This window comes from Streptomyces viridifaciens, assembly GCF_001888885.2.
Lineage (GTDB): Bacteria > Actinomycetota > Actinomycetes > Streptomycetales > Streptomycetaceae > Kitasatospora > Kitasatospora aureofaciens.
In genome coordinates this window covers 1,558,474-1,583,294 of sequence record NZ_CP090840.1, presented here as the reverse complement: position 1 = coordinate 1,583,294, position 24,821 = coordinate 1,558,474, and the positions used below count along the sequence as shown (strand labels likewise).

The following is a 24,821-nucleotide window of genomic DNA, read 5'->3' as shown; positions in this document are numbered from 1 at the left end:
CGCCCCGGGCCCCGCTTCGATTTTCCGGAGCGTTGGTGCTTACTGACTTCGGCGCTTCAAGGTGATGGCGGTGGGAGGTCGAGGGAGAGTCCGGTCCCGGCGAGGAAGCCGTCGAGGACGTCGGAGCGGTACTGAAGCTGTTTGAGGCGGTTGCGGACGAGCGCGGCGAGTCGCTCCAGAGCGACGCTGGCGAGGTTCGCCAGGCTGCGTTTGACGTGGGCCCATAGGTACTCGACCGCGTTCAGCTCGGGTACGTATGCGGGCAGGATGAACACCGTCAGCCAGTCCCGCGCGTTGATCAAGTCGCGCATGGCATGGGAGACATGGGTGTTCAACCGGTCCCACACCAGCACGATCGGCGCCTTGACCAGCTGGTGGACCCCGTCTATCAGCCCGATGTAGTCGCGCTCGGACAGGCTGCGGCGTTCACCCTTGCGCCCGGTATGGCACCGCAGCCGGTGACAGAGCCGGGTCCGCGAGCCCGGCCGCATCGCGATCAGCCCGGCGACCGAGACCCGTCCGGAGCCCCGGCCGCCCACCCTCACGACCGGGGTGATGCCACGGCGTCCCCACGTGCGTGCCTTGGGCGGTCTGCGGGTGAACCCGGCTTCATCCTCGAAGCAGAGCCATCCGTCGCAGGCCGCCCGGGCGCTTTTACCTCCGCCCAGGTCACCTCCATCCACGCGGCGACAGCCTGCTCGTCGCGTTCCGCGGCACGCCGCGTTGGGACCTGCGGGGTGAAGCCGAGTCGCTGCATCAGGCGGGTGGCTCCCGAGACGCTGTAGGACACGTGGAACTTGCGGCCGATCAGCGTCGCCACCCGCGCACCGGTCCACACCTGGTCCTCGTCCCAGCCGTGCACGGCCGGCCCCTGCTCAAGGTACTCGGCCAGCTTCGCCCGGCACCGCGCCGACAGCTTGCAACGCTGCCCACCCGGTCCCCGTGAAGCCAGCGCCCCGGCCCCGCCCTCCCGCCAGGCCTGGTGCCACTGGTAGGCCGACTTCGTGGTCACCCGCAACCTGCGGGCAACCTCCTTCGGTGGGACACCTTCGTCGAACAACTCGGCGGCTTCCAGCCGCACCGCCTCGCGGCGCTGACGTGCCTTCGCCGTCAGCCCGCCCCCATCCGCATAGCGCATACCAACGGCATAGCGCGCACATGGCCGTCAGTCAGCTACACAAACAGGCCAATCACCTCGAAGCGCCAAGGTCAGTAACGTGTCCAGGATCAGCGATGCGGCTCAAGGAGTCCCCGCGGGTATGGCTGGGGGTCAGGCCCGAGTGGTGAGTCGTGCGAGTCGTCCCGGGGCGCAGTAGTCGCTGGCGCTGGTCGGCGGTGGCGACCTTGAGGACGCCGAGCGCGGCAAGGATGTCGGCGCGCAACATGGTTCAGGCGCTGGATGGCCAGGCGCGGGCGACCGAGGCGGCGAGGTCCGTGCCCTGCCGGTGTCCGGCCCGGGCGGCGGCCGGGCGGCGGGCGTTGGCGGTCAGGTTGTGTCCCATCGCGCGGCGGGCGTCGGCATCCGGGGTGATCAGGGTGACGTGCGCGCCGGCGGCGCGCAGCTGCGCCGCCTGCTGTTGGGCACTGGGATGCGGCCCGATGGCAGTGGGGACAGGTGAGACGGCCAGCACCTGCCGGTGGCCGATGGCCAGCTGGAGGTTGCCGGTGGAACGGGTGCCGCCGTCGATCCACCGCCGCTCGAGGGCAGCGATCGGAGGCCACACCAGAGGGACGGCACAGCTGGCGGCGACCGCGTCCGCGAGGTCGAGCGCGGAGCCGGCGTCGAAGGCCTCGACACTGCCGGTCAGCGCGTCCACGGCGGTGATCCGCAGCGCTTGCGCGGGCCAGGCGATGGCACCCCGCAGCAGGGTGCGCACGGTTTCGTGGAGGTCCTGGGCGGGGGCGGTGCGCGCTGTCAGGGCAGCGTGGCCCAGGCGGCGGACCGAGCGTTCCGGGTCGCGGGTGGCGAGGGCCGCCCACAGGAAGCGCAGGGTCTGTATGGCGGTGATGTCCATCTCGACCCGGTCGAGGTCCGCCAGTTGGCGTTCGTACAGCTCGCGGGCGGGTTCGCCGCTGGCGAGGCGGGCCCCGAAAACGGCTCCGGCCGACGTACCGATGACGGTGTCGGCAGCCATCAGGTCGATCCCGCCGTCGGCCAGGCCCGCGACTACACCGGTCAGCCACGCACCGCCGACCGGTCCGCCGCCGCCCAGTACCAGCGCCGCCTGGTTCATGGTGATTCCTCTCCCCCGACACGCAAGAAATGGGGACTGATCCCCGCTTCATGTCGATGCGACAGTACACCCGCAGGGCCAGGCCGGACCAGCAGGCGCCGACCCCGAATACCAAGGCGGCGCCCGGCACGGCGAAGGCGCCGACCACCTGATGGTGGTCGGCGCCTTCGGTAAACACGGTCCACCACCCGTCGTGGCTCAAAGCGGCGTCGGAGTACTCGGCCCCGCTCCGCCCCCCGTGCGGGCCCCAGGGGCCCAGCCAAATGCCTGGCGAGTCCGGTGCTGAGTGCAACCGGGCGTGGATGCTGGTGGCCTCGTAGATTGGAGGAATGGGTATACCCGCGGCCGGGCGGCAGGGGACTGCGGGGGAGGTCGACTTCGCTGCGCTGTTCGCCGCCACTCCCAGCCCGTACCTGGTGATCAACCCGGGCCTGACGATCGTCGGCGTCAACGAGGCATACTGCCGCGTGACCGGCCGCACGCGTGAGGACCTGCTCGGGCAGTACCTCTTCGACGCCTTTCCCGACAACCCCTCCGACCGGGATGCGGACGGCGTGCGGAATCTGTCGGCCTCCCTGGAGCGGGTCTTGGCGAGCCGGGAGCCGGACACGATGGCGGTGCAGAAGTACGACATCCCGATCGCGGGCCAGCCGGGCGCCTTCGAGGAACGCTGGTGGTCCCCGGTCAACACACCCGTGCTCGGCGCCGACGGACAGGTGGCATGGGTCATCCACCGGGTCGAGGACGTGACCACCTTCATCCGCGCCCGCCGACACGGCCGGCCGGACACCGTCGGGCCGATAGCCGAGGACGAGGAGGGCATGGAGGCCGAGCTGTACGCCCGCGCCAGGGAGCTGCAGCGCCTGAACGAGGAGCTGCGCGCCGCGCACGCCCGCGAGCGGCAGGTCGCCATCACCCTGCAGGAGGCGATGCTGCATTCCCCGGACCTGGCCCGCCACCGGGACGTGGCGGTGCGCTACCTGCCCGCCATCGGCTCACTGAACGTGTGCGGCGACTGGTACGACGCCGTGGACCTGCCCGACGGCCGGTTCACCGTCGCGGTCGGCGACGTCGTCGGCCACGGCCTGGAAGCCGCAACCGTCATGGGCATGCTGCGCAGCGCCCTGTCCGCCGCCAGCCGGGCCGTGGCCGGCCCCGCCCGGGCACTGGAGGTCCTGGGTCTGTACGCCCGCTCCGTCGAAGGCGCACTCGGCGCGACGGCGTTCACCGCCCTGGTCGACACTCGCGCGCGCCTGATCGTCTACTCCAGCGCCGGCCACCCCCCGCCGGTCCTGATGAGCCCCGACGGCACCTGCAATCTCCTCGACCAGGCCACCGACCCGCCCCTGGGCGCCCGGCCCGAACACGTCCCCCGCCCCCAGACCGGCACCGCCTACCACCACGGCGACACCCTCGTGCTTTACACCGACGGCCTCATCGAACGCCGCGACGAGGACATCGACACCGGCCTGGAGCGCCTCACCGACACCCTGACCCAGTGCTGCACAACGCTTGCTCCTGAGCGCCTCGCCGACACCCTCCTCGCCCGCATGGGCGTCAGCCACGGCGCCCGTGACGACATCGCCCTCGTCGTCGTCCGCCTCTGAGACTTCAGGAACGGCGCTCGTGCAAGAACCGAATGACGCGGTCTTCGGTCCCGACTTCGTGGCCGCCGATCGTTGCCCCCTGAAGACCGAGCCCGGCGCCGCGCGCGCCCGTCCACCCGATCGCGGCCGGGGACCGGGAGGCCCGACTCGTACAGATGTGGGCAGTGGAGGACGGCGTCGACGCCACGCTGGTGCCCGACCGCGACTCCGCCCACGACCTGCTGCTCACCTACCTCGAACCCGGCAACGTCGTGCTCGTCAAAGGCTCACACAGCACTGGCTTGGAAGACACCGCCGCGCGTCTGGCCAAACCCGACGCCCTACGGCACTGACGACCCAGAGCCGTACTGCACGCGCGGCGAATCCGCCTCCGCTCGACGGCGGCCGACAGGGCCGGTAACGGGCCCTGGCAGTTCGGGGGAGGTGGTCCGGCGCAGCGTCGGCTCGGGGATCGGTGTGTCGCTGGGGATCGCGGTCACGGCAGCGACCGGAGCGACCGGGGTCGCGGGTTCGCGCGCGTCGCGGGGGCGGTCGGCTCGGTGGACCGCGTCCCGGGGCGACATCGGTGGTGGTGGACGTCTGGGGCCGGCTGAAGTGGTTGGCGGCGAAGCGGCCGAGTTCCCCGTCGCTGTGGTGCTCGGCATCGAGGCGATCGCGCGGGACAGGTGGCTGCTGCGGTGCGACGAAGGGGTCCGGCGCGGTGCCGGGGCCCGCGCTGTGTTGTGGTGCCTGGTCAGGCGGTGCCGGCGTCCCAGACAGTGGTAGGCAGCGGGGCTGGACAGGCCGACGGTCAGCAGCGCTGCGGCTGCCACGACGGCGGAGCGGGTCAGACGCATCAGCGCCCTCCTCATCTCGACGGGGGACTACTCGCTGCCGAACCCCCAGGCGGGCAGGCGCGTGCCGGCCCGCCGCGTCCAATCACCCGGTTGGCCGATCAGAGCAGGCCTTGCACAACGCCAGGCGCAGCAGGTCGATGGCGCCGTCGGCGCTCATGGAGAGCAGGGGCAGGCGGTCGACGACGAGGTGCTGCCGACGAACAGGCCCGATCCGTTCAGGCCCGCTGACGTCCAGGCCGCCGACGTCGAGAATCGGGCGGCCCAGGTCCGGGCGGCGGCCGCGAGCCGGCTGCTGCACAAGGCCAGTGCCAGCCGCCGGACACGGTGGGGTTCGGGTCGGGGAGGGTGGCGGCCTTGACCGGAGCTGGCCCGAGACGGTGACTGTTTTCGAACCCCGAAGCCCCCCATGTCAACCGGTAAATGCCCGAAAAGCGAGGTGTGAGGAAACGTTCGCCGAACGGTTGCTGTGAGCGTTCGGCGAACGGAACTGCTGATGGAACGCGCGTGGCGTTCTCCATGAACAACAGGCCCCGGAGGCGGCGAAGTCGGTTGGCAGGCCGGAGAACGCTGATCGTTCTCGCCCGGACCAGGCCCGGAGGGCTGTCCACCGGCCGGCACGATCTGCGACGAGCGGTTGGCCGACGCCCGGACCCCAGCGAGCCGGGCCCTTCAGCACTGGTCCCGTCAGGGGACACAGATGCCGCCGCCACCGAACGGGTGCACGGTAGAGAGATGGCGAGCCGGCGAAACGGTGCCGGTATGCGGCAGCCCTGGAAATCGAGCCCTGCGCTGCTGGCGATCCCGCTCGTCCTCATCGCGGCGATCACGGTCGCGGACCTGTTCGTGCCGGCCGACGTCCACCTCGGTCCGCTGCTGGTGATCGCTCCCGCGATCACCGCCTCGTTCGCCGGCCCCCGGCTGACCGGACTGATCGGCCTGCTGACCGTGGCCGCCCAAGCGTTCATCGGCTGGTACTACGGTGCGCTCTTCTCCCGCAACGTGGTGGTACAGATCTTCGCCCTAGGGGTGCTGTCCTGCCTGATCGTCCTCTTCTGCATGGCACGTGAGCGCCGCCAGGCGGAGTTGGCACAGGTCCGTTCGGTCGCCGAGGCCGCCCAACACGTCCTGATGTGGCCCCTGCCGGAACGGATCGGCCCGCTGGAGGTCGCCTGCCTGTACCTGGCCGCAGAAGACGAGGCCCAGATCGGCGGCGACCTGTACGCCGCCAACCGAACCGACGACGCAGTCCGCGTGATGATCGGCGACGTACGGGGCAAAGGCCTGTCCGCCATCGGCGAAGCCGCCCCCACGCACCGGCACCCCAATACCTGCCGGTCGACGGCTTCGACCAGGTCTACCGACGCGCGCACACGCCCGATCACCCGATGGGCTTCTTCGAGTACTACGTGCTGCGTGAACAGGGACGCAGCGCGGTCCGCTTCACAGTGCGAGCCAGCAGCCACCAGGACACGGTGGTGGCTGGGTTCCTGGACTTCCTCTGCACCAGACGTGACCTCGCCTTCGGCGGCCAGTCCCACCACAAGGTGGCCTTGCCGAGCCCGGTCGGGTCCTTCGATCACGCGCTGTTCTGCTCGCCGGCACTGGGCCGCGCGTGCGCTGCATATCCGGGAGTGGCAGCGAGGGTTGCGACAGCCTTCCCCGTGTTCAACTGCGAGATCGGGGACGGAGACTCGGAGGTGCTGGTAGACGCCCGCATCCACGGTCACGCCGCGCTGCCCTACAGCGACTGGAGACGATCACCGTATCCCGCCGTTGACATGCGCTTCGACATCCAGCCGTCGCACTACCGACCGTCACCGAAATTCAAGGTCTATCGGTCGGTCGACCTCCAGAAGCTCATGGACGTACTGCCCACGGCATCGCCGCAGAGCTGGCTGGAGGTGCGGTCCTTCCGAGGCGAAACCACGCGCCTCCAACCCGACACGACCATGTCCATCGCGGACGTGTTGTCCTCTCTGATCAACTGAAAAAACGGCCTGGCTATCGCCAACCACATCCCCGGGCCTCCGAACGTCACCAGACCGCAGCCGGTGAACCTTCTCGGCCACGGCACTAAGAAGTCATCTCATTTGGATGGCTAGACTCTGGGCGTGCTGATCGTGGAGCGTCTGGTGCCGGACGAGTTGTGGGAGCTGTTCCAGTTGGTGGTGCCGGCGGCGCCGACCCGGCCACAGGGCGGTGGCCGACGCCGTTACGGGGATCGCGAGGTGTTGGCGGCGATCGTCTTCGTGGCAACCTCCGGGTGCACGTGGGCCCAACTGCCGCCCTGCTTCGGCCCGTCCGGGCCGACTGCCCATCGGCGGTTCGCCGAGTGGAGCAAGGCACGGGTGTGGGCCAAGCTCCACCGGGTCGTCCTGGACGAACTCGGCGCACGGGGCGAGCTGGACTGGTCGCGCTGCGCGGTTGACTCCGTGAACATGCGAGCCCTGAAAAGGGGGACCTGACAGGTCCGAATCCTGTCGATCGGGGCAAGTACGGGTCGAAGATCCACCTGCTCACCGAACGCACCGGTTTACCCCTGTCGCTCGCGATATCCGGCGCCAACGTCCACGACAGCCAGGCCCTGATCCCGCTGACCGATGCCATCCCGCCCATCCGCTCGCGCCGCGGCCCCAGGCGACGCAGGCCAGGCAAACTCCACGGCGACAAGGCCTACGACCACCGATTCATCCGCGCCTACCTGCGACGACGCCAGATCCCGGCCCGCATCGCCCGCCGGGGCGTCGACTCCTCCCAGCGCCTGGGCCGACACCGATGGGTGATCGAGCGCACCGTGTGCGCCACGAGGCGCTCTGTTTGTATCCCCGGCTCAGCCGGGAGGAACTCGGAAGGAGGTTCCTGGGCCGAATGACTCACCTGGATCCGAAAGGTGAAGGGGACAAGAGCATGTCAGGAAACCGGTGACCGGGTCCAGTTGTCTGGGACGGTGTGCCGGGCGGCCCGCGCGATATGGCGAAGACTGGATTGTTTGAAGCCCAATCTCCAGAAGATGCAAGTTCCCATCCGTCGGAAAGACAGCTGAAACCGACGCCGACCCTGCACCGGTTTCGATTGTGTCAACTGGTGCAACTTCCGGGGCCCGGAGCGATGTCCAGCGAGGACATTCAAGGAGATGAGTGGGACGCCTGTGTCGCGCTAGAACGTACAGACAGGGACGAACGTGGGATCGCCTACGGGACGCGAGTCCTATGGCGACGGAGGTCCCGTAGTAGTCGCCGGAGTCACGCCCGGTCAGGGAGGACGGGAAAGCCGTCCGCAGGGCGAAGGGGGCCAGGTGATTCGGACACCCGGATATGGGGAGGTATGCGAAATGCAGAGCGCCGCAACGGTGCTGGGTGTCCTGCGTGAGCGCGGCAGGCGCCGTCTGCCGTGCAATGAACTGTATCGACAGTTGTTCAACCCGCAGTTGTATCTGATGGCCTACGGTCGCATCTACGCCAACCACGGCGCGATGACGCCCGGGGTCACGCCGGAAACCGTGGACGGCATGTCCCAGCGGAAGATCGACCGGATCATCGAAGCGATGCGCCACGAGCGCTACCGCTTCCGGCCGGTCCGGCGCGTGCACATCCCGAAGAAGAACGGGAGCACGCGACCGCTGGGGCTGCCGACCTGGTCGGACAAGCTCGTCGGCGAGGTGGTCCGCCTGATCTTGGAGGCGTACTACGAGCCGACGTTCTCCGACCGATCGCATGGATTCCGTCCCCGAAGGGGCTGTCACACCGCCTTGCGGGAGGTGGCCCACACCTGGACCGGGACGTCCTGGTTCGTCGAAGGGGACATCGCCGACTGCTTCGGCAGCCTGGACCACCAGGTCCTGCTGTCGATCCTCGGCGAGAAGATCCATGACCAGCGGTTCCTGCGGCTGGTGCGCAACATGCTCACAGCCGGATACCTGGAGGACTGGAAATGGGGAGCCACGCTCTCCGGAGCGCCGCAAGGCGGAGTGGCTTCCCCGATCCTGTCCAACATATATCTGCACCGGCTGGACGAGTTCGTCGAGAAAGTTCTGATCCCGGAGTACACCCGTGGAGAGCGCCGGGTTCGCAACCCGGCATATCTGGAGTTGCAGAATCTGCTGGCGAAAGCCCGCCGGCGCGGCGACCGGGCCCAGGCCCGGGCACTGCGTCAGCGGATGGTGAGCCTGCCGAGCGCGGATCCCAACGATCCGTCATATCGCAGGCTTCGCTATGTCCGCTACGCAGACGACCACCTCCTCGGATTCACCGGACCGAAAGCCGAGGCTGAGCAGATCAAGCACCGCCTGGCGGAATTCCTGCGCGACGAACTCAAGCTGGAACTCTCCCGGGAGAAGACGCTGATCACCCACGCCCGCACCCGGGCGGCGAGGTTCCTCGGCTACGAGATCACGACCCAGCACAACGACACGAAGAAGACCGGCCGCTACCGCAGGGTGAACGGCCAGATCGCCCTTCGTGTCCCCAGGGACGTGATCAAGGCCAAATGCGAGCCCTACCTCGTTCGCGGCAAGCCCGCGAAGCGAACGGAACTGACCAACGGCAGCGATCACGCGATCGTCGCCACGTTCGGGGCCGTCTACCGGGGCATCGTCCAGTACTACCTGCTTGCCGGAGACGTCTTCCGGCTGCACCGCCTGCGATGGGTCATGGAGACCTCGATGCTCAAGACCCTTGCGGGCAAGCACCGTTCGACCGTGACGAAGATGGCCGCCAAGCACAAGGCCAGGATCGACACACCAAACGGGCCCCGAGTCTGCTTCGAGGCCTGCATCGAGCGGGAGAACAGGAAGCCGCTGGTGGCGCGGTTCGGTGGAATCCCTCTTCAACAGCAGCGGTCGGCGAAGGTCGTCGACCGTCGGCCTGTCTGGGTGGACTATCCGCACAAGGAGCTGATCACCAGGCTCCTGGCGGACACGTGCGAGGTCTGCGGGGCCACCGGTGATGTCCAAGTGCATCACGTCCGGGCCCTCGCCGATCTCGCACGTGCTGGATGGCCGCCGTCCGACTGGGCGCGCGTCATGCTCGACCGGCGGCGCAAGACCCTCGTGGCCTGCGCTGCCTGCCACGACCGCATCCACGAGGCACGAACAGCCGGATCACACACGCCGTGATCACTGGAGAGCCGGATGACAGGGAAACCGTCATGTCCGGTTCGGCGGGAGGCCGCGCGGAAAAGGACCTGCCACGGGCAGGCACCTCGCCGCGCGGCCGACCCAACCGCCTGGCTCAACGGTTTCCGCCGCCTCCACCGCCGCTACGAACGAAAGGGCGAGCACTTCGCCGCGTTCGCCAGCATCGCCGCAGCAGTCATCTGCCTGCGGAGAATCCCCAAATGAGATGACTTCTAAACGGGCCGACCACCTTAGAACGGGGGCTTGTCGTTCCAAGGGCCGGTCCGCTGGGCGGGTCGTGGGGGGACGTGCTGGTGGAGGAGGGCCACGGCGTCGTCGATGCGGCCGAGGTCGATGAGGTAGCCGGCCAGGTCGTGGCGGTGGGTCGGCGCGTGCTGTTCGAGGACGGCGACGGCCTCCTCGGTGCGTCCGGCGTCGGCCAGCATCCTGGCAACGTGCGCAGCCGCGTACGGGGTGCCGCCGTCGGGGTGGGCCCGCGCCTGCTCGACGGCCTCGTCGACGCGGTCGCAGGCGGCCATCAGCGGGAGGCGGATCCAGGACAGCTCCCATTCCTCCTTGCCTCGGCGGGCCTTGAGGTCGTCGAGGTAGTCCAGGGCGTCCTGGGGGCGGCCCTGGTCGGCGTACAGGGTGCACAGCGTGTCGACGATCCAGTCCTCGGCGCCGCCCGGGGCGTCGGCAAGCGCGCGCACCACCTCGATTGCCTCCTCACCCCGGCCGTACCGGGCCAGCAGCCGGGCGAGGTGCAACGCCACGTGGCCCCGGGCGGCGGTCGTGTCGAGGGCCTGCCGGTACACGGCGACCGCACCTTCGACGTCGCCGCGCTCCTCCAGCCACACCGCCAGCCGCCACGCCGCGCGCCCGAACTCCTCGGTCGCCGCGTAGGCGCGCAGTTCCTCGATCCGGCCGTGCCGGGCCAGCAGGCTGGCCAACTCGTCACGGGCATCGATCCAGGTATCCCCCAGAGCGCGCAGCAGGACGACGACCTCGTCGACGCGGCCCTGGCGCTCGCGGACCGTCGTGAGCAGGCCCGTCGCCGTGTAGGTGTCCAGGCCGCGGCAGCACCACGAACTGTCACACCGGTGCTCGTCGGCCGGGATAAGGGCTTCGAGCAGGACGGCGGCCTCGTCGTCGCGGTCGGCGACAGCGGCGACGTCGACCAGCGCCCGGGCCAGGCTGCCGTCGCCGACGTGGGGCACGAGCAGGTCGAACGCCTCCCGGGCGCGGCCGTGCCGGGCGAGCAGGCGGGTGTAGGACTCCAGTGCGTGCGGGTGGCCGAGCAGCATCCGGGCGTGGGTCAGCTCGATCGCTTCCCCGGCGCGGCCCCAGTCCTCCAGCAGTCCGGCAGCGGTCTCGGTGGCCGTCCACCAGCCGGTCGCGAGGTACGGTGCCAGCACGTCCAGCGCCTCGGCCTGCCGGTCCCGCTCACCCAGCAGCCGCGCCCACTCCCGCGCGCAGAACCACTCCCCGCCCCCGGCCAACTCCCCCACCACGGCCGCATGACCGCGCTCGAGCAACCGGGCAACCAGCTCCGGCGGAACACACCCGGACCGCGTCCGGGCCCGGTAGTCAAGATCATCAGCGTCCACGGGCCAGCACCCTAGCCCCCGCCCCCGACACCCGATCGATCCCGCCAGATCCCCACCGGCTCACCTGACCACGCGCCCCGCACCCTCCACTGCAGCCCCTCCCGACCGGTGCTTCCGGCTTCCTCCTGTCCGCTGCCTCGCGCGCGTCGCCGGCGGTCCGCATCAGCCCACAACCGGCACCCCAGACCGACCCCGTCCAGGGCGAAGAGAACACGCCCGCCATCCGGAGTGTGCCGACGGGCAGCCGGTGCGCGGCGCGGGCCGACCAGGCGCGGGCGTAACCCACGGGCCTACGGAGCTTTGACCTCGTGGCCGCCCGACGGTTCTTCCCACGGCATGACGACGGATCAGCCGGACGCGGTCGCGAGGCGGTGGACCTGGGCGGTCACCAGGTCGCTGCGCAGGGCAGGTGTGTGAGCGGTGTCGTCGGCGGTGAGGAGGAGGACGCGGTTGTCGCCGACGGCCGCGTAGAGGTAGACACGCGTGAACCCGCCCTGGGACGCCACCGCGCCGGTCGGTGCGACGATGCGGAAGCCCACGGCCGGAACCTCCAGTCCCTCGACGGGAACCGCCTCGACCCGCAGCTGCAGCCCGCCGTCCCCCCGGAAGCCGGTGCAGCCGCCGCCGTACACGGCATGCTCCAGCGCGTCGAAGCGTTCCCGGGACCGCCCGTCGGGAACGTTCCCGAGGTCCGCCAGGGTTCGGTTGCCAAGCACGTTGTTGCCTGTGACGTACCAGCGACGGGCGGAGTTCGGCAGTTGCTCGGAAACCGCGGTGAGGACCGGCCCGCATGCCGGGTACCGCTGGATCTGGTCGGCCAGTTCGGCCGGTGTGCCGGGCACGGCCTTGGCGGGCTCGGTCGTGCTGCCCGACGGTAGGTCGGCAACCTGTAGGAGCGAGGCGTCCAGTTGTTCGCGGGACAGGGGTGCGAGCGGCCGCCACGGCGCGGCCGACGAGGCCGGCGAGGGCGCCGAGGCTGGTGGAGCCGACGGAGACGCAGCGGCACCATGGTCAGGGCCGGCCGGAGGCGGGGACCCCGGGGTCGGTGCGAACGAACAACCCGCCATGAGACCGGTCATCGCCAGCATCACCGGTGCCACACGGACGACGAACCGCGTCAAGGGGTGTCTCCTGATCTCCCGTTTCCCGTCGGACAACGGCCTCCGGAACAGGCCGGGACGGGTCAGTCATTATGATCATCCGCCCGAGCAGCACGCGCGGCATTTTTCCTACGAACGGCACGGGCTCGACAAGGAGCAGGCGGCCGGGACGGACACAGCGGCCGGACGGCGGCGGGCTGCAGGCGGGCAGCGGCGGCGGCCCAGCACGAGCGGGACCCAGCGACGCGCCCCAGACGGCAGCACAGCGGCAGGCAGCGACGGCGGCAGGCAGCGACGGCACAACAGCGGGCCGGCGGCGGGCCGGCGGCACAACGGCCGACGGCGGCGACCGGAGGGCAGCCCGGGCCGGACGGGCGGGCGGAACGGCAGCGGCCCGGCAGCGGCCGGACTCGTAGAGCAGAGGGGCGCGTTCCGCCGGAGCGTAGCCGCTGGAGGGCCAGCCGAGGACTGCCGGAACTACCGCAGGAGAACGTTGCCCTTCGCGTCCACGATGATGTTCAGCTCTCCGTCGAGGTTGTCCCGAAGGATCTTGCGCAGCTGCGCCCAGTCGAGGGCGTGCAGGGGAGGGATCTCGATCCCTTGCACCGCCGGGCCGTCGTCGCCCCACGTGGAGTCGAAGAGGAACGCGTCGACGATCGTGCGCGCCTTGGTGTGAGCCCTTCGCCGAGGTGACCGGACGGCCACCCTAAAACCCTCCGATGACCTGGGGGAAGAGCCGTGTGCGGCGCGTGGACGAGGGACGCCGGTCCGCTGCCCGCTCGGGGGTTCGGACGCGGACCGGCCTGTACCAGTCTGTGCGTGTGCCTCCCAACTGCGCACCGGCAACGCGCCCCGCGCCATGGCCACCTGGCGCAACCTCGCGATCGGCGCCCTGAAACGAGCCGGCATCACCAACGTCGCGGCAGGACTACGGCGCAACGCCCGTGACCCTCGACGCCCGCTCGTACTCCTCGGCCTCGCATGACTACAAACCGGACATCAACCAACTACGCCGAAGCCCTGGGCGCGGGCCCCCGGCTCACAACCCCTACAAGCCACCCCGCGCCGAGTAGCCGGGGGAGTCTCACCCCCGGCCGATCCGGCAACCGGACGCGACGCGGCCCCGCCCCGCCGGGGCCCGCTCCGCTGGTGCGCGGCGCGGGCCGTGGGCGGCTCAGGACTGGCGGCGCAGGCGGCGGGCGAGCAGGAGCGCGCCAGCGCCGAGGGCGGCGATTGCTGCGGCGGCGGTGCCAGCCTTGACGGTGTCGAACGCGCTTCCGGTGGCGGCGAGTTCGGCGCCGGTGGCGGCAGGGGCCGGGGCAGCGGGGACGGTGACAGGGGCAGCCGCAGCGGGGGCCGCAGGCTTGGTGTCAGCGGCGGGCTGCACCTGTGCGGTCGTGGTGTCGGCGGCGGGCTTGGCGTTCTTGTCGGCGGTGTTCCCGAGGATCTGGGCGGGGGTGTTCCCGGGGGCCTGGGCGGGGGTGTTCCCGGGGGTCTGGGCGGGGGTCTGGGTGGGGGCCTGGGCGGGGTCGGCGACGACCTTGACGGTACTGCCCTGGCTGCAGGTGGTGGTGCCGCGGAACGGGGTGGCGCCCTCGTTGACGAACAGGCACGGGTCGATCGAGGTCGCGCCCAGGGGCGTGGTCGCGTCGTAGGACACCCGCACCCGGGTCACCATGGTCTTACCCGCGTCGATGGAGGAGTCGCGGCCCTGCAGGTAGACGCCGGGCTTGTCGTCCGGGATCCCGTCGGAGACCTTCTCCGGCGTGGTCCAGCTGCCGTCCGCCTGACGGACCTGGACGGTGGCGTGGGGATCGACGAACAGGACGTCGCCGAGGTTGGTGTAGGCGGACGGGGTGGGGTTGGCCAGCACCGCGTCGAACTCGATCGGCGCCCCGCCGGCGATCGCCGTGGCGGGCACGTGGGCCAACGAGCTGCCGATGGAGTCGACCGTGATCGCGCTGACCTGCTCGCCCAGGTTGTCCCCCGTTCCCGGCACGGTCAGGCGCGAGGCCAGGGTGATGGAGTGAAAGCCCCCGTTGCTCGCGCCGTCGTGCGGCAGGCCCATCGGGGCGCCGATGCGCATGTCCAGCTTCACGCTCTTGCCGGCCGCGACCACGATGGCGCCGGTCATGCCGTTGTAGGTGGCCTCGTCACTGCCGGGGTAGAAGTCCAGCGGGACCGACTTCCAGATGCCGTCCGCCGGGTCCTTGTAGTCGATCGTGATCGCGTGCGGCGGCGTGCCCGCCTCGGTGGTGGTCTGCAGCAGGAGCGTGTACGAGGTGTCCTCGGTGCCGGTGTTGGTGATGGTCTCGGTGAACGCGACCGGCTGCCCGGCGAAGCCGACCGCCGCCGGCGCCTGGACGCTCAGCGCCCCGTGGTACGCGTCGTGCAGGGCCCCGGCGAAGGCCGTCTGCGCCGGGAGGGCGAGCGAGCCGCCGAGCGCGAGGACACCGAGCGTGGCAGCGGCCACGACGGCACGACGGGAACGGCGGATACGGGTGGTGCTGGACATGGTGGTTCCCCCCTGGAAACACTGGACGGATGCGTGAGCGAGTCGGCGAGCGGCCGGAACGCGCACCTGTGAACCCTTGCGGTACACAGGCGGAACATCACCCTGCCGACGGAAGGTGGCCCCCTTCCGCGCCTCTCACTTAACTAGACGCGCAGCCCCCGCCACGGTTGCAGACGGATCCGGAAACTTTTCTCGGGCCCTCGAACGCGGCGCGGCGCCGCTTCGTTCAACGCCGTGTCGGTGACCGGTGGGCGGCGCCGGACTTGACGGTCTGCTTGCCCGCTCGGCTGGCCATGCCGCCGCCCACCTCGCCCACGACGTGCCTGCCGCGCACGCGGGCCTTCTGCCCCGCGGTCCTTGGTCTCATGATCATCGTTCCGAAGGCTTCGGGCGAAAGCGGGACGGGTGGCGAGCGGCCGAACCGAACCGCCGGCCGAACCCCCGCCCGGCCCCGCTGCCGAACCACGAACCTTTCACTCCTGGCGGGGACTACTTCTTGCGCTGGCTCTCGATCTCGGCAGACAGCACGACCATGTTGTGCAGATGTGTGTAGTACTTGGCCGCGTATTCGTCGTCGATCGCCGGAAGGACTTTCCCGAACGCCGACGTCAGCCGCGTCAGGCGTGCGTGGGCCTGTTCGCTGAGCAGGTCTTCGTGGACACAGGCGGCGTAGGCATATGCGTCCGAGTCGAGCATCACCATGTCCCAGCCCTCGATGTCCAGGCCGCGGAAGCCGCGCGGGAACGACCTGGCCATGTGCTCTGCCATCATCTGCGCACGAGCTGACCTCTGACAGGCGACCTTGACCGATTGACAGATGAGTTTGACCGCCTGACTCACTGATCATTTCAGAATGAGCATGGGCGGTCATTCGTCGTGGAGCCGCTGGAGAACCTGGGTGAAATCGCCGTCGTCGAGCAGGCCGACCATCCCCTGCGTCATGTTGTCGATGCCGGGCTCCCGGACAATGAGGCCGTCGAAGCACCAGAGGTAGCGGCCGTCCAGCGCCTCGCCAGTCCGGGCCCACCTCTCCATGAGGCGTTCGACCGGCAAGGGTGAACACGGTCGCGCTCCAGCGAGAGCCGTCCGCTGTCAGCCGGACCTCTACGTCGATGTTGCAGACGCTGTCCAGAGGCTCGCCCACGCTGGGCAGGAACGACGCCTCGAAGCGATCTGTGCGGACGCGGTACCACGGGCCGTCCCATCCCTGGTCAGCCGTTTCGGTTCCGGTGTGGGTCATACAGGGAGCATCTCCGGCCAGCCCGAACTGCTCAACTGCCTTCTCTGGCAAGCTCCGATCAGTTGCTACTGACTTCGGCGCTTCAAGGTGATGGCGGTGGGAGGTCGAGGGAGAGTCCGGTCCCGGCGAGGAAGCCGTCGAGGACGTCGGAGCGGTACTGAAGCTGTTTGAGGCGGTTGCGGACGAGCGCGGCGAGTCGCTCCAGAGCGACGCTGGCGAGGTTCGCCAGGCTGCGCTTGGCGTGGGCCCATAGGTACTCGACCGCGTTCAGCTCGGGTGCGTATGCGGGCAGGATGAACACCGTCAGCCAGTCCGGCGCGTTGATCAAGTCGCGCATGGCATGGGAGACATGGGTGTTCAACCGGTCCCACACCAGCACGATCGGCGCCTTGACCAGCTGGTGGACCCCGTCTATCAGCCCGATGTAGTCGCGCTCGGACAGGCTGCGGCGTTCGCCCTTGCGCCCGGTATGGCACCGCAGCCGGTGACAGAGCCGGGTCCGCGAGCCCGGCCGCATCGCGATTACGAGCTGTCCGGCTGATCATGTGGAGGTGGAGGAAAGCGCGGGCTGCGGGCCGTTGACTGCCCGTAGAACATGGACCGACCCAACAGCCATGGCTATGGCGGCAGGTAAGCGCCGGAGACTACAGGTGCTGCGAGAGACGTGCCCCACAGCGAAGCACCCGCTCCGGTGACGCGGGTGAGCGGGTTCAGGTTGCCCAGTGGGTCAGTCGCGCTGCCGCCGTAGGCATATTGCGTGATGGCCTGGGCCGGCGGCGTGGAATTGTACGGCTGCGCTTGGCTGTGCAGGTCGGTTGCCAGAGCGACGATGGCACCGCGCATCCGGGCAGGGTAGCCGCTCGGGTTGCCGCTGCCGTTGCCCGCGGCCGCCACGAGAACCGGAACCTCCGGAACCATGACGCCGCTGTTCCGGCGACAGTAGGTGGCGAGGTAGTCGATGCTGCGGCCATAGGTGGCGTCGCATGCGTGGGAAACCGCTGTCGTGAGACTGGCGTTGATGAGGTCATAGTGGCCGCACCACATCGCGTACATGAGGCCGGCCGGAAGTTCCACCCTGGGGCTGGACACCTGGAGACTGGGACATGTGAGCCCAGAGGAAGCAGTTTCAGGTGGGAAGCAACGGCAACATGAGTAAGCGGTACACGGCGGAGTTCAAGAGGGACGCGGTCGCGCTCGTCCGGTCTTCTCCGCACCGGAACGTCACCGAGATCGCCCGGGAGCTGGGGGTCAGCCCGGAGGGGCTGCGGGGCTGGGTCAAGCAGGACCGCACCGACCGGGGCGAGGGCCGGCCTGGTGACCTGACCAGCCCCGAGCGCGAGGAGCTCGCCCGACTTCGTCGGCAGAACCTCGAGCAGCAGAAGACGATCGAGATCCTGCGCAAGGCGGCCGCCTATTTCGCGGCCGAGACGAATCGGTGATCCGCTTCCGTTTCGTTGAGGACCACCACGGCGCCTTCGGCGTCAAGCGGATCTGCCGGGCGCTGGGGATCGCCCGTTCCTCCTTCTACGCCTGGCGGGCCGGCGAGAAGGACCGTCGCGCCCGCGAACGGGCCGAAGACCTCCTCGCCGCGGAGATCGCGGTGATCCACCTCGCCTCCCGGGGCGCCTACGGCGTCCCGCGCGTCCACGCGGAACTTCGCCGCCAGGGCCGGGCGGTGAACCGGAAGAAGGTGGAACGGATCATGCGCGAGCGCGGGATCACGGGCGTCACCCGCCGCCGGCGCCGCGGTCTGACCCGCCAGGCCCGCAAGCCGGTGTTCGCCCCGGACCTTGTCGGGCGCGACTTCACCGCGCCCCGCCCGGGGATGCGGCTCGTCGGCGACATGACCTTCCTGCCGACCGAGGAGGGCTGGCTCTACCTGGCCACCTGCATCGACCTGGCCACCCGCGAGGTGGTCGGCTACGCGATGGCCGACCACCACCGCGCCGAACTGCCGGTGGCCGCGCTGCGGATGGCCGCCGGCCGAGGCGGTCTGGAGCGCGGCTGCGTCTTCCACACGGACCGCGGCAGCGAATATACGTCGAGTGAATTCCGCAACGGGATAAGCAAGTTGGACATGAGGCAGTCGATGGGAAGGGTCGGCTCCTGTTACGATAACGCCGCTGCCGAGAGCTTCTTCGCCGTACTGAAGGAGGAGATCGGCACCCGGGTCTGGCCCGACCGCGCCACCGCCCGGGCGGAGGTCTTCTCTTTCATCGAGACCTTCTACAACCGCAGGCGCCTACGCAAACACCCCGAGTGGGGCTACCTCACGCCACTCGAGACCCGCCAGCGGCACCGGCAAGGTCACACCCTCGCAGCGTAGACGGAGAGTGTCCAACCACAGGGTGGAACTTCAGCCAGTACTCCGTGCGAGCGACCGGTCCCGCGTTTGTTGAGTACGCGCAGCGGGTGGATGTCCACGGTCGGACGCATCGCTCTGATGACCGTCGCTACGGCCGTGCCGTGCCCGTGTAGATCACCGGCGGGGCCGGTCGAGGGATCGCGGATGTCACCGTCCAGGAAGTCGATCATCTGCCGGGTCGCCCCGAGGTCTCCAGTGTCGAGCAGGGCAACGCGGCGCAGGCCCCCGACGAGGGGGCTGACGATTGGGGCACTGGCGATGAGGTCGTTGAGCTTGCCGGGCGCGAACGGGTCGGGAAGCTGCCCACCGCCCTGCGCCGCGTGCACTTGGTAAGCCGGCTCCCACAGGAGCGCCAGCCCGGCGGTTAGAAGTCATCTCATTTGGATGGCTAGACTCTGGGCGTGCTGATCGTGGAGCGTCTGGTCCGGACGAGTTGTGGGAGCTGTTCCAGTTGGTGGTGCCGGCGGCGCCGACCCGGCCACAGGGCGGTGGCCGACGCCGTTACGGGGATCGCGAGGTGTTGGCGGCGATCGTCTTCGTGGCAACCTCCGGGTGCACGTGGGCCCAACTGCCGCCCTGCTTCGGCCCGTCCGGGCCGACTGCCCATCGGCGGTTCGCCGAGTGGAGCAAGGCACGGGTGTGGGCCAAGCTCCACCGGGTCGTCCTGGACGAACTCGGCGCACGGGGCGAGCTGGACTGGTCGCGCTGCGCGGTTGACTCCGTGAACATGCGAGCCCTGAAAAGGGGGACCTGACAGGTCCGAATCCTGTCGATCGGGGCAAGTACGGGTCGAAGATCCACCTGCTCACCGAACGCACCGGTTTACCCCTGTCGCTCGCGATATCCGGCGCCAACGTCCACGACAGCCAGGCCCTGATCCCGCTGACCGATGCCATCCCGCCCATCCGCTCGCGCCGCGGCCCCAGGCGACGCAGGCCAGGCAAACTCCACGGCGACAAGGCCTACGACCACCGATTCATCCGCGCCTACCTGCGACGACGCCGGATCCCGGCCCGCATCGCCCGCCGGGGCGTCGACTCCTCCCAGCGCCTGGGCCGACACCGATGGGTGATCGAGCGCACCGTCGCCTGGCTCAACGGTTTCCGCCGCCTCCACCGCCGCTACGAACGCAAGGGCGAGCACTTCGCCGCGTTCGCCAGCATCGCCGCAGCAGTCATCTGCCTGCGGAGAATCCCCAAATGAGATGACTTCTAAGCAGGGCAATACCTTCACCCCGGACGGCCGGGGGCATGGGAAGCAGCAGAGTCTTCACACCTCTTGGGACTGCCCGACGGTGCGCGACTCATCGGCGGAATGGCCGCCGGCGGCGAGGACGCCCCGATGACCAAGGCCCTCGGCGACGCCCGCAAGATCGTCGTCTCCCACCTCAAAGCTGGAGTTCACCTGGCGCAACTCCGCGCAGCTCAAGGGCGACCTCATCGAGGCCGTCACCGCGCTGAAGCAGGACAGCGGCGGCCCGATCGCGATATCGGGCTCGATCTCGGTGGTGCGTGCGCTGCTGGCCGCAGGGCTGATCGACGAACTGCACCTGTACGTCCATCCGATCGCGATCGGCAAGGGCCTGCGCCTGTTCGACGAGACCGCCGACCCGATCCGGCTCAGGCTCCTGAAGAACACCGCCTTCACCACCGGTGTGCTGTATACCGTCTACGGCCCCGCCGACAACTAACCAGCTGACGCAGCGCTGCACCGCGCTGCTCGGAATAGCAGCGTGCAGCGCTGCTCGGGTAGCAGCCGGTTGCAGCGCTACCATCGTGCAGCGCTGCAACCGGCCGGCCGTTCTGCAGGACGGCCTGACAGGACGGGCTCGCAGGGTGCGACGGGGATCGCACAGGCTCTGACCTGCGACGGGGAGTTTCAGCGGGGCGAAACTCACCAGGCGTGCGGGGCGAAACTCACCGGCAGCCGACGGGCCGGACACAGCTATGACTGTGACCTATCGATAGATTGCGCATACGAGCCTTAGCGGTCCGGGGGGGTCGTTGCGGACCATGTACGGGATCTTGAGGCCGCGAGCAGCCCATGGCAGGCTCATGCCGCATGATCGATGAATTCGCGAAGGGCAACCTGCACGGGAGACTGCGGCGGGACCGCGAGGCGCTGCTCTGGAAACTCGACGGCTTGTCCGAATACGACGCCCGCCGACCCCTGACAGCGACCGGGACCAACCTCCTCGGCCTGGTCAAGCACGTGGCCACCGTCGAGGCCAGGTACTTCGGTGAGGTCTTCGACCGCCCTTCCCCGGAACCGCTGCCCCGGTGGCAGGACTCCGACGGCAGCGATCTGTGGGCGACCGAGGACGAGACCCGCGATCAGATCATCGGGTTCTACCGGCGCACGTGGGAACACTCGGATGCGACGATCAACGAGCTTCCCCTCGACGCCCCCGGCCACGTGCCGTGGTGGCCGGAGCCCTATTCCAACACGAACCTATTCGCCATCATGGTCCACGTCCTCGGCGAGTCCAACCGGCACGCTGGGCACGCCGACATCCTGCGCGAGGGCCTCGACGGCCGCACCGGGATGCGCCCCGAACACGAAAAGAAAATCGACGAGGAAGCCCGGGCAGCCTACCGCGCGAAGATCGAGCAGGCAGCCAGGGCGGCCGCGCCAATCAAGGCGTAGAGATTGTCTCGCATAGCGCCATGATGCCGGTCACGGGTGCTGATCCATTCCTGGCTGTGCACCCGCGCGTGACCTTGCTGGTGCTGGCGAGTTCACCGGGCATGAGGAACGTGGCCGTCCTGCCGGTGGTGGGCGAGCCAGTGGCCGATTCCCCTTGGCAAGGTCGCCGTGGAACCAGACGTCGGTCCCGTCCCACCGCGCCTCGAGCGCCCGAGCCCACAACTCATGTGCCGGCGCGACGTCGATGTGGCCGCGCAGTTCCTCCAGCGCACCGAGCGCCTGCGCCTCGTAGGTGCGCAGCGTCGCTCCACGGAACCAGTTGTGCTTGCCGGGCTGCGGCCCTTGCGAGGCGTCGATGCTCCGCAACGCGGCGACGAAGCCGGCCAGGTCATCGGCGAGACGGATCGGATCGACGACCGCCTCGAACGTCGCGGGCGTGCCGTCGATCCACCCGCACCGACCACGCGAACGGGTAAGCCGCGCCCGGACTCCCCTTCGCCAGCGGCACCGGGATCGGCCTGGTGAACCATGACCCCGCGCCCTCGACCCTGCGTGTGTTCGTGGCGCTGGCTCCGCCCGACGAGGCCAAGGACGAGCTCGCCGCCGCCCTGCAACTGGGCCTGCGCGGGGGCGGCCACTTCGACGAGCGGCTGCTGTGGAGCGGGATCGACGGGGACCTCGACGGGCTGCACCAGCTCGCGGCCGACGTCCGGGCCCTGGTCCGGTCCTGCGGAATCGAGTTCGGCGAGCGCCCGCTGCGGCCCCACCTGACGCTGGCGCGCTCCCGCCGCGACGACTCCACCAGCGTGCCGCAGGCCGCGCCCGGGCTCGCCGACTTCGTGGGCCGCCGGTGGCCGGCGGAGCGGCTCCACCTGGTCGGCAGCAACATCGGCCGCGGGCCCGGGCCGATCCGCTAGCGCGACATCGAGGCGTGGCGCTTCGGCGTCGGGGTCCGGGCCGGGGGCGACGGCGCCGGGCAGTGACCGGCCGCGCCCGCCCGACGTCGGCAGGCGGTCGGAGGGGTGGCCGGCGGCCCGGGTCAGGCGACGCAGCGGCCGTAGTCGCCCCGCAGGAAGACCAGCGGCGGGCCGGTCCGCTGGACGGCGAGGTCGCGGACGGTGGCGGTGACGAACCAGTGGTCGCCCGCCTCCACCTCGCCCGCCGGCTCGCAGTCCAGCCAGGCGAGCGCGTCGACCAGCGCGGGGCAGCCGGCCGGGGTCAGCCGGTATGGCACCTCCCAGCGGGCCGGGTCGCGGGCCGCGAACCCCCGACACACCTGCTGCTGGTCCGCGGCCAGCACGTTGACGCAGAACCGGCCGGCCGCGCGGATCCGCGGCCAGCTGGTCGAGGACTTGGCGGGCAGGAAGCCCACCAGGCGCGGGTCCAGCGACACCGAGGTGAAGGTGCCGACGATCATCGCGGGCGGTGGCTGCGCCGGGGCCGGCGGCGGTGCGGTCACCAGCACCACCCCGGTGGGGTAGTGGCTGAGCACCGACCGGAACCGGTCGGCGCAGACCCGTGCTCCGCTCAGGGTGGAATCGGACATGTCAGCAGTGCTCCTTCCCTCCCGGGTCGCCGCGGGGACGTGCCGACCGGCTCGTCCCCGCGGCCCCGCCTCACCCCCACCCGTGCCCGCGGCCGGTGCGGTGCGTCAGGCCACGGCCAGCGGTGCGGGCCGGTCCGCGAAGGCGACCCCGGGGAAGGACCGGGCCAGGTCCCGGACGTCAGCGGCCACCGACCGGGACTGCTCGCCGCGCAGCAGCAGCCGGGCGAGCAGCTCGGCCACCGTGGTCATGTCGTCCTCCTTCATGCCCCAGCGGGTCAACTCCTGGGTGCCGAGCCGCAGTCCGGAGCGGGCGGTGCTGGGCAGCACCACCGTGGTGGTGCGGATGTCGGTCGCGGTGAGCAGTCGGCCCCACTCGTGCGGGGTGTTGCCCTCGGGGTGGTGCACCCAGACCTGGTGCGTGTCGGTGAAGCCGAACGCCTCGCCTGCCACGTCGAAGCCGCGGGCCGCCAGCTGCCGGGCCAGTTCGCGCGCGTTGGCGATCACCTGGCGTGCGTAGTCCCCCCGGTGCGGCAGCAGCTCCTCCAGGGTGATCGCCAGGCTGCCGACGCTCGCCGAGTGGGAGCTCGACGCGGTGAACGGGATCCTGGCGCCCACCTGTTCGGCGATGGCGTCGCTGTTGGTGACCAGCAGGCCCTTCTGCGGGCCGGGCAGGGTCTTGTGGGTGCTGCCGGAGATGCTGTCGAACCCGCCGTCCAGCACGAGGGTCCCGGGCGCGGCGGGCAGCAGGCCCAGCAGGTGCGAGGCGTCCAGGCAGAGCACCGCGCCGGGGGCGGCGGCGCGCAGCGCCCGGGCGTCCGGCATCCGCAGCACGGTGGACGCGTCCAGGTAGATGACGTCGGCGGGGTGTTCGGCCGTCCGCTCGGCCAGCGCGGTGTAGTCGATCTCCAGGGTCTGCCGGTCGAACGGCACGTACTCGACCCAGTAGCCAAAGCCCTGGCAGATCGTCACGGTGGCGTAGTGGCCGCCGTCCTCCGGGGCGATCACCATGACCCGGCCGCCGGGGGGTGTGACCGCGGTGAGCACGGTGTGCATGGTGTGCAGGCCGGACAGGAACTGCACGTAGGCGTGGCGGGCGCCGTAGAACTCCTTGGTGAGGGAGACGCAGTGGTCGTACACCGCGTTCAGGTCGCTGACGTCGCCGTAGACGGCCACGTCGGTCTCGGAGTACGGGTACCGGTTGACCGCGTCGCTGGCCAGCGCCGCGGCGGCTCGTGGCGACAGCCGGTTCTCGATCGGGAACAGGTTCAGGCTGTGCTTGCGTTCCAGGGCGGCCAGGACGTCCATGATGCTCCTCGGGCGGTGCGGTGGGCGGGCGGGTGCGGTGCACCGGGGGGACGGCGCACGCGGCGGCGCGGTTGACGCGGTGCACGCGGCGGTGCGGTGCGGTACGGGGAAGCGGGCGCGTTTGGGTCAGAGCCAGGGGTAGCGGGCGGTGTCCCCGCCGGCGTAGTCGGGGTCCAGGTAGATGAAGGCGCGGTGGATCAGGTGGTCGCGGACCTCGAAGACGCCGCAGAACCGGCCGGCGCCCCACTCGGGCTGCCCGACCCGCCAGGGGCCGTCCCGGTGCTCGCCGTGCGTGGTGCCCTCCACCGCGAGAAGGTCCGTTCCGGAGAGGACCCAGGTGAAGGCCCAGGTGTGGTGGCGGACCGACGTGATGGAGCCGCCGAGGTCGCCGAACATCTTCGCGATCTCCGGCTTGCCGTGCGCCAGGCCCCACTTGGGGAAGAAGAAGTCGGCGTCCTCGGCGAAGAAGTCGAGCACCGGGGTGCCGTCGTGGCCGGTGCCGCCGTTGTCGAAGGCCTTGAGGTAGGCGGTGACGAACGCCTTGCGCTGCTCGTCCGTCATGTCCGTGGCTGCCGTGGGCATGGAGGGTCCTCCGAGAGTCCGGGCCCGCGGGGCTGGTGCCCGTCGAGGGGGGGTGGACGCCCGCCGGGGGGACGGGCCCGGCCCGTGACGGCCGTCGAGCGGGCCGCCGCCGGCCTGGTCCCACC

At 70.1% G+C, this 24,821-nt stretch carries 23 protein-coding genes and 6 pseudogenes; 12 read left to right on the top strand and 17 right to left on the bottom strand.

Annotated elements, in window-relative coordinates; genetic code table 11:
• Positions 1-56: 56 nt before the first annotated feature.
• Together BOQ63_RS06745 and BOQ63_RS06740 are read right to left on the bottom strand one after the other, a co-directional pair.
• Positions 57-1,138 (bottom strand): IS630 family transposase gene (locus tag BOQ63_RS06745; protein WP_454130716.1). Its coding sequence is split into 2 segments (ribosomal slippage): positions 57-650 and positions 653-1,138, totalling 1,080 coding nucleotides; the frame shifts between segments, so codons are not numbered across the junction.
• A gap of 250 nt (positions 1,139-1,388) precedes the next feature.
• Positions 1,389-2,234: a patatin-like phospholipase family protein gene (locus BOQ63_RS06740; protein ID WP_072653688.1), complete on the bottom strand. Its 846-nt coding sequence runs from the start codon at positions 2,232-2,234 to the stop codon at positions 1,389-1,391.
• 329 nt (positions 2,235-2,563) lie between these two features.
• Between BOQ63_RS06740 and BOQ63_RS06735 the strand changes: the two genes are divergently transcribed.
• The gene (locus tag BOQ63_RS06735; protein WP_072653687.1) at positions 2,564-3,841 is read left to right on the top strand and encodes a SpoIIE family protein phosphatase; all 1,278 of its coding nucleotides are present in this window, start codon (positions 2,564-2,566) and stop codon (positions 3,839-3,841) included.
• A 164-nt stretch (positions 3,842-4,005) separates the two neighbouring features.
• A complete protein-coding gene (locus tag BOQ63_RS06730; protein ID WP_167395667.1) occupies positions 4,006-4,173 on the top strand; it encodes a hypothetical protein in 168 nt (55 codons plus the stop codon).
• 586 nt (positions 4,174-4,759) lie between these two features.
• Here BOQ63_RS06730 and BOQ63_RS06725 read toward each other — a convergent pair.
• The gene (locus BOQ63_RS06725) at positions 4,760-4,975 is read right to left on the bottom strand and encodes a hypothetical protein (protein WP_072653686.1); all 216 of its coding nucleotides are present in this window, start codon (positions 4,973-4,975) and stop codon (positions 4,760-4,762) included.
• A 722-nt stretch (positions 4,976-5,697) separates the two neighbouring features.
• Entirely contained in the window at positions 5,698-5,997 is a 300-nt protein-coding gene (locus tag BOQ63_RS06720; protein WP_167395605.1) for a hypothetical protein, read from the bottom strand.
• Between the two features lie 65 nt (positions 5,998-6,062).
• Here BOQ63_RS06720 and BOQ63_RS06715 point away from each other — a divergent pair, with 65 nt between their 5' ends.
• The 4 genes and pseudogenes from BOQ63_RS06715 to BOQ63_RS06700 form a co-directional block, all read left to right on the top strand.
• Positions 6,063-6,665 carry an anhydro-N-acetylmuramic acid kinase gene (locus BOQ63_RS06715; protein ID WP_223886340.1) on the top strand — a complete coding sequence of 201 codons (603 nt, stop codon included), beginning with the start codon at positions 6,063-6,065 and terminating at the stop codon, positions 6,663-6,665.
• A gap of 123 nt (positions 6,666-6,788) precedes the next feature.
• Positions 6,789-7,571, top strand: a pseudogene (locus BOQ63_RS06710) (IS5 family transposase).
• Positions 7,572-8,008: 437 nt separating this feature from the next.
• A complete protein-coding gene (locus tag BOQ63_RS06705; RefSeq protein WP_191093617.1) occupies positions 8,009-9,790 on the top strand; it encodes a reverse transcriptase/maturase family protein in 1,782 nt (593 codons plus the stop codon).
• Positions 9,791-9,898: 108 nt separating this feature from the next.
• Positions 9,899-10,015: pseudogene (locus tag BOQ63_RS06700) on the top strand (IS5/IS1182 family transposase); the annotation flags it as partial.
• Between the two features lie 26 nt (positions 10,016-10,041).
• Here BOQ63_RS06700 and BOQ63_RS06695 read toward each other — a convergent pair.
• From BOQ63_RS06695 to BOQ63_RS06660, 8 genes and pseudogenes are all read right to left on the bottom strand, one after another.
• Positions 10,042-11,325 carry a tetratricopeptide repeat protein gene (locus tag BOQ63_RS06695; protein WP_223886194.1) on the bottom strand — a complete coding sequence of 428 codons (1,284 nt, stop codon included), beginning with the start codon at positions 11,323-11,325 and terminating at the stop codon, positions 10,042-10,044.
• 419 nt (positions 11,326-11,744) lie between these two features.
• The gene (locus BOQ63_RS06690; protein WP_072653683.1) at positions 11,745-12,239 is read right to left on the bottom strand and encodes a hypothetical protein; all 495 of its coding nucleotides are present in this window, start codon (positions 12,237-12,239) and stop codon (positions 11,745-11,747) included.
• A 735-nt stretch (positions 12,240-12,974) separates the two neighbouring features.
• Positions 12,975-13,202, bottom strand: a complete 228-nt coding sequence (locus BOQ63_RS06685) for a hypothetical protein (RefSeq protein WP_072653682.1) — start codon at positions 13,200-13,202, stop codon at positions 12,975-12,977.
• A 469-nt stretch (positions 13,203-13,671) separates the two neighbouring features.
• Positions 13,672-15,012 carry a hypothetical protein gene (locus BOQ63_RS06680; protein WP_150476330.1) on the bottom strand — a complete coding sequence of 447 codons (1,341 nt, stop codon included), beginning with the start codon at positions 15,010-15,012 and terminating at the stop codon, positions 13,672-13,674.
• Positions 15,013-15,501: 489 nt separating this feature from the next.
• Positions 15,502-15,768: a hypothetical protein gene (locus tag BOQ63_RS06675; RefSeq protein WP_223886193.1), complete on the bottom strand. Its 267-nt coding sequence runs from the start codon at positions 15,766-15,768 to the stop codon at positions 15,502-15,504.
• Positions 15,769-15,879: 111 nt separating this feature from the next.
• Positions 15,880-16,252 (bottom strand): annotated as a pseudogene (locus tag BOQ63_RS06670) (hypothetical protein).
• An 82-nt stretch (positions 16,253-16,334) separates the two neighbouring features.
• Positions 16,335-16,778: pseudogene (locus BOQ63_RS06665) on the bottom strand (transposase); the annotation flags it as partial.
• A 92-nt stretch (positions 16,779-16,870) separates the two neighbouring features.
• Positions 16,871-17,326 carry a S8 family serine peptidase gene (locus BOQ63_RS06660; RefSeq protein WP_223886192.1) on the bottom strand — a complete coding sequence of 152 codons (456 nt, stop codon included), beginning with the start codon at positions 17,324-17,326 and terminating at the stop codon, positions 16,871-16,873.
• A 74-nt stretch (positions 17,327-17,400) separates the two neighbouring features.
• Here BOQ63_RS06660 and BOQ63_RS06655 point away from each other — a divergent pair, with 74 nt between their 5' ends.
• Positions 17,401-17,691, top strand: a complete 291-nt coding sequence (locus BOQ63_RS06655) for a transposase (protein ID WP_072653749.1) — start codon at positions 17,401-17,403, stop codon at positions 17,689-17,691.
• Positions 17,688-18,578 carry an IS3 family transposase gene (locus BOQ63_RS06650; RefSeq protein ID WP_150476329.1) on the top strand — a complete coding sequence of 297 codons (891 nt, stop codon included), beginning with the start codon at positions 17,688-17,690 and terminating at the stop codon, positions 18,576-18,578. Before BOQ63_RS06655 ends, BOQ63_RS06650 begins: the two co-directional genes overlap by 4 nt.
• On the opposite strand, the gene BOQ63_RS06645 is transcribed toward BOQ63_RS06650, so the two are convergent.
• Positions 18,560-18,943 carry a S8/S53 family peptidase gene (locus tag BOQ63_RS06645; protein WP_072653677.1) on the bottom strand — a complete coding sequence of 128 codons (384 nt, stop codon included), beginning with the start codon at positions 18,941-18,943 and terminating at the stop codon, positions 18,560-18,562. The genes BOQ63_RS06650 and BOQ63_RS06645 overlap by 19 nt on opposite strands.
• 107 nt (positions 18,944-19,050) lie before the next feature.
• Here BOQ63_RS06645 and BOQ63_RS06640 point away from each other — a divergent pair.
• From BOQ63_RS06640 to BOQ63_RS06630, 3 genes and pseudogenes are all read left to right on the top strand, one after another.
• Positions 19,051-19,820, top strand: a protein-coding gene (locus BOQ63_RS06640; protein ID WP_150476328.1) for an IS5 family transposase whose coding sequence is annotated in 2 segments (ribosomal slippage) — positions 19,051-19,360 and positions 19,360-19,820 — 771 coding nt in all. Because the reading frame shifts where the segments join, the coding sequence is not laid out codon by codon here.
• A gap of 114 nt (positions 19,821-19,934) precedes the next feature.
• A pseudogene (locus tag BOQ63_RS06635) lies at positions 19,935-20,307 on the top strand (dihydrofolate reductase family protein); the annotation flags it as partial.
• Positions 20,308-20,678: 371 nt separating this feature from the next.
• Positions 20,679-21,263: a DinB family protein gene (locus BOQ63_RS06630; RefSeq protein ID WP_030554742.1), complete on the top strand. Its 585-nt coding sequence runs from the start codon at positions 20,679-20,681 to the stop codon at positions 21,261-21,263.
• A gap of 147 nt (positions 21,264-21,410) precedes the next feature.
• Here the strand turns inward: BOQ63_RS06630 and BOQ63_RS06625 are convergent.
• A pseudogene (locus tag BOQ63_RS06625) lies at positions 21,411-21,780 on the bottom strand (phosphotransferase); the annotation flags it as partial.
• A 4-nt stretch (positions 21,781-21,784) separates the two neighbouring features.
• On the opposite strand from BOQ63_RS06625, the gene BOQ63_RS06620 reads away from it, so the two are divergent.
• Entirely contained in the window at positions 21,785-22,180 is a 396-nt protein-coding gene (locus BOQ63_RS06620) for a 2'-5' RNA ligase family protein (protein ID WP_150476327.1), read from the top strand.
• Between the two features lie 122 nt (positions 22,181-22,302).
• On the opposite strand, the gene BOQ63_RS06615 is transcribed toward BOQ63_RS06620, so the two are convergent.
• The 3 genes from BOQ63_RS06615 to BOQ63_RS06605 form a co-directional block, all read right to left on the bottom strand.
• Positions 22,303-22,809 carry a flavin reductase family protein gene (locus BOQ63_RS06615; protein ID WP_043389671.1) on the bottom strand — a complete coding sequence of 169 codons (507 nt, stop codon included), beginning with the start codon at positions 22,807-22,809 and terminating at the stop codon, positions 22,303-22,305.
• A gap of 105 nt (positions 22,810-22,914) precedes the next feature.
• A complete protein-coding gene (locus tag BOQ63_RS06610) occupies positions 22,915-24,114 on the bottom strand; it encodes a PLP-dependent aminotransferase family protein (RefSeq protein WP_030554738.1) in 1,200 nt (399 codons plus the stop codon).
• A 126-nt stretch (positions 24,115-24,240) separates the two neighbouring features.
• Positions 24,241-24,696 carry a nuclear transport factor 2 family protein gene (locus BOQ63_RS06605; RefSeq protein WP_030554735.1) on the bottom strand — a complete coding sequence of 152 codons (456 nt, stop codon included), beginning with the start codon at positions 24,694-24,696 and terminating at the stop codon, positions 24,241-24,243.
• Positions 24,697-24,821 lie beyond the last annotated feature (125 nt).

Coding starts and splice junctions, on each gene's coding strand:
- BOQ63_RS06740 (WP_072653688.1), bottom strand. CDS start 2,234: ATGAACCAGGCGGCGCTGGTACTGGGCGGCGGCGGACCGGTCGGCGGT.
- BOQ63_RS06735 (WP_072653687.1), top strand. CDS start 2,564: ATGGGTATACCCGCGGCCGGGCGGCAGGGGACTGCGGGGGAGGTCGAC.
- BOQ63_RS06715 (WP_223886340.1), top strand. CDS start 6,063: ATGGGCTTCTTCGAGTACTACGTGCTGCGTGAACAGGGACGCAGCGCG.
- BOQ63_RS06705 (WP_191093617.1), top strand. CDS start 8,009: ATGCAGAGCGCCGCAACGGTGCTGGGTGTCCTGCGTGAGCGCGGCAGG.
- BOQ63_RS06680 (WP_150476330.1), bottom strand. CDS start 15,012: ATGTCCAGCACCACCCGTATCCGCCGTTCCCGTCGTGCCGTCGTGGCC.
- BOQ63_RS06675 (WP_223886193.1), bottom strand. CDS start 15,768: ATGGCCAGGTCGTTCCCGCGCGGCTTCCGCGGCCTGGACATCGAGGGC.
- BOQ63_RS06655 (WP_072653749.1), top strand. CDS start 17,401: ATGAGTAAGCGGTACACGGCGGAGTTCAAGAGGGACGCGGTCGCGCTC.
- BOQ63_RS06630 (WP_030554742.1), top strand. CDS start 20,679: ATGATCGATGAATTCGCGAAGGGCAACCTGCACGGGAGACTGCGGCGG.
- BOQ63_RS06615 (WP_043389671.1), bottom strand. CDS start 22,809: ATGTCCGATTCCACCCTGAGCGGAGCACGGGTCTGCGCCGACCGGTTC.
- BOQ63_RS06610 (WP_030554738.1), bottom strand. CDS start 24,114: ATGGACGTCCTGGCCGCCCTGGAACGCAAGCACAGCCTGAACCTGTTC.
- BOQ63_RS06605 (WP_030554735.1), bottom strand. CDS start 24,696: ATGCCCACGGCAGCCACGGACATGACGGACGAGCAGCGCAAGGCGTTC.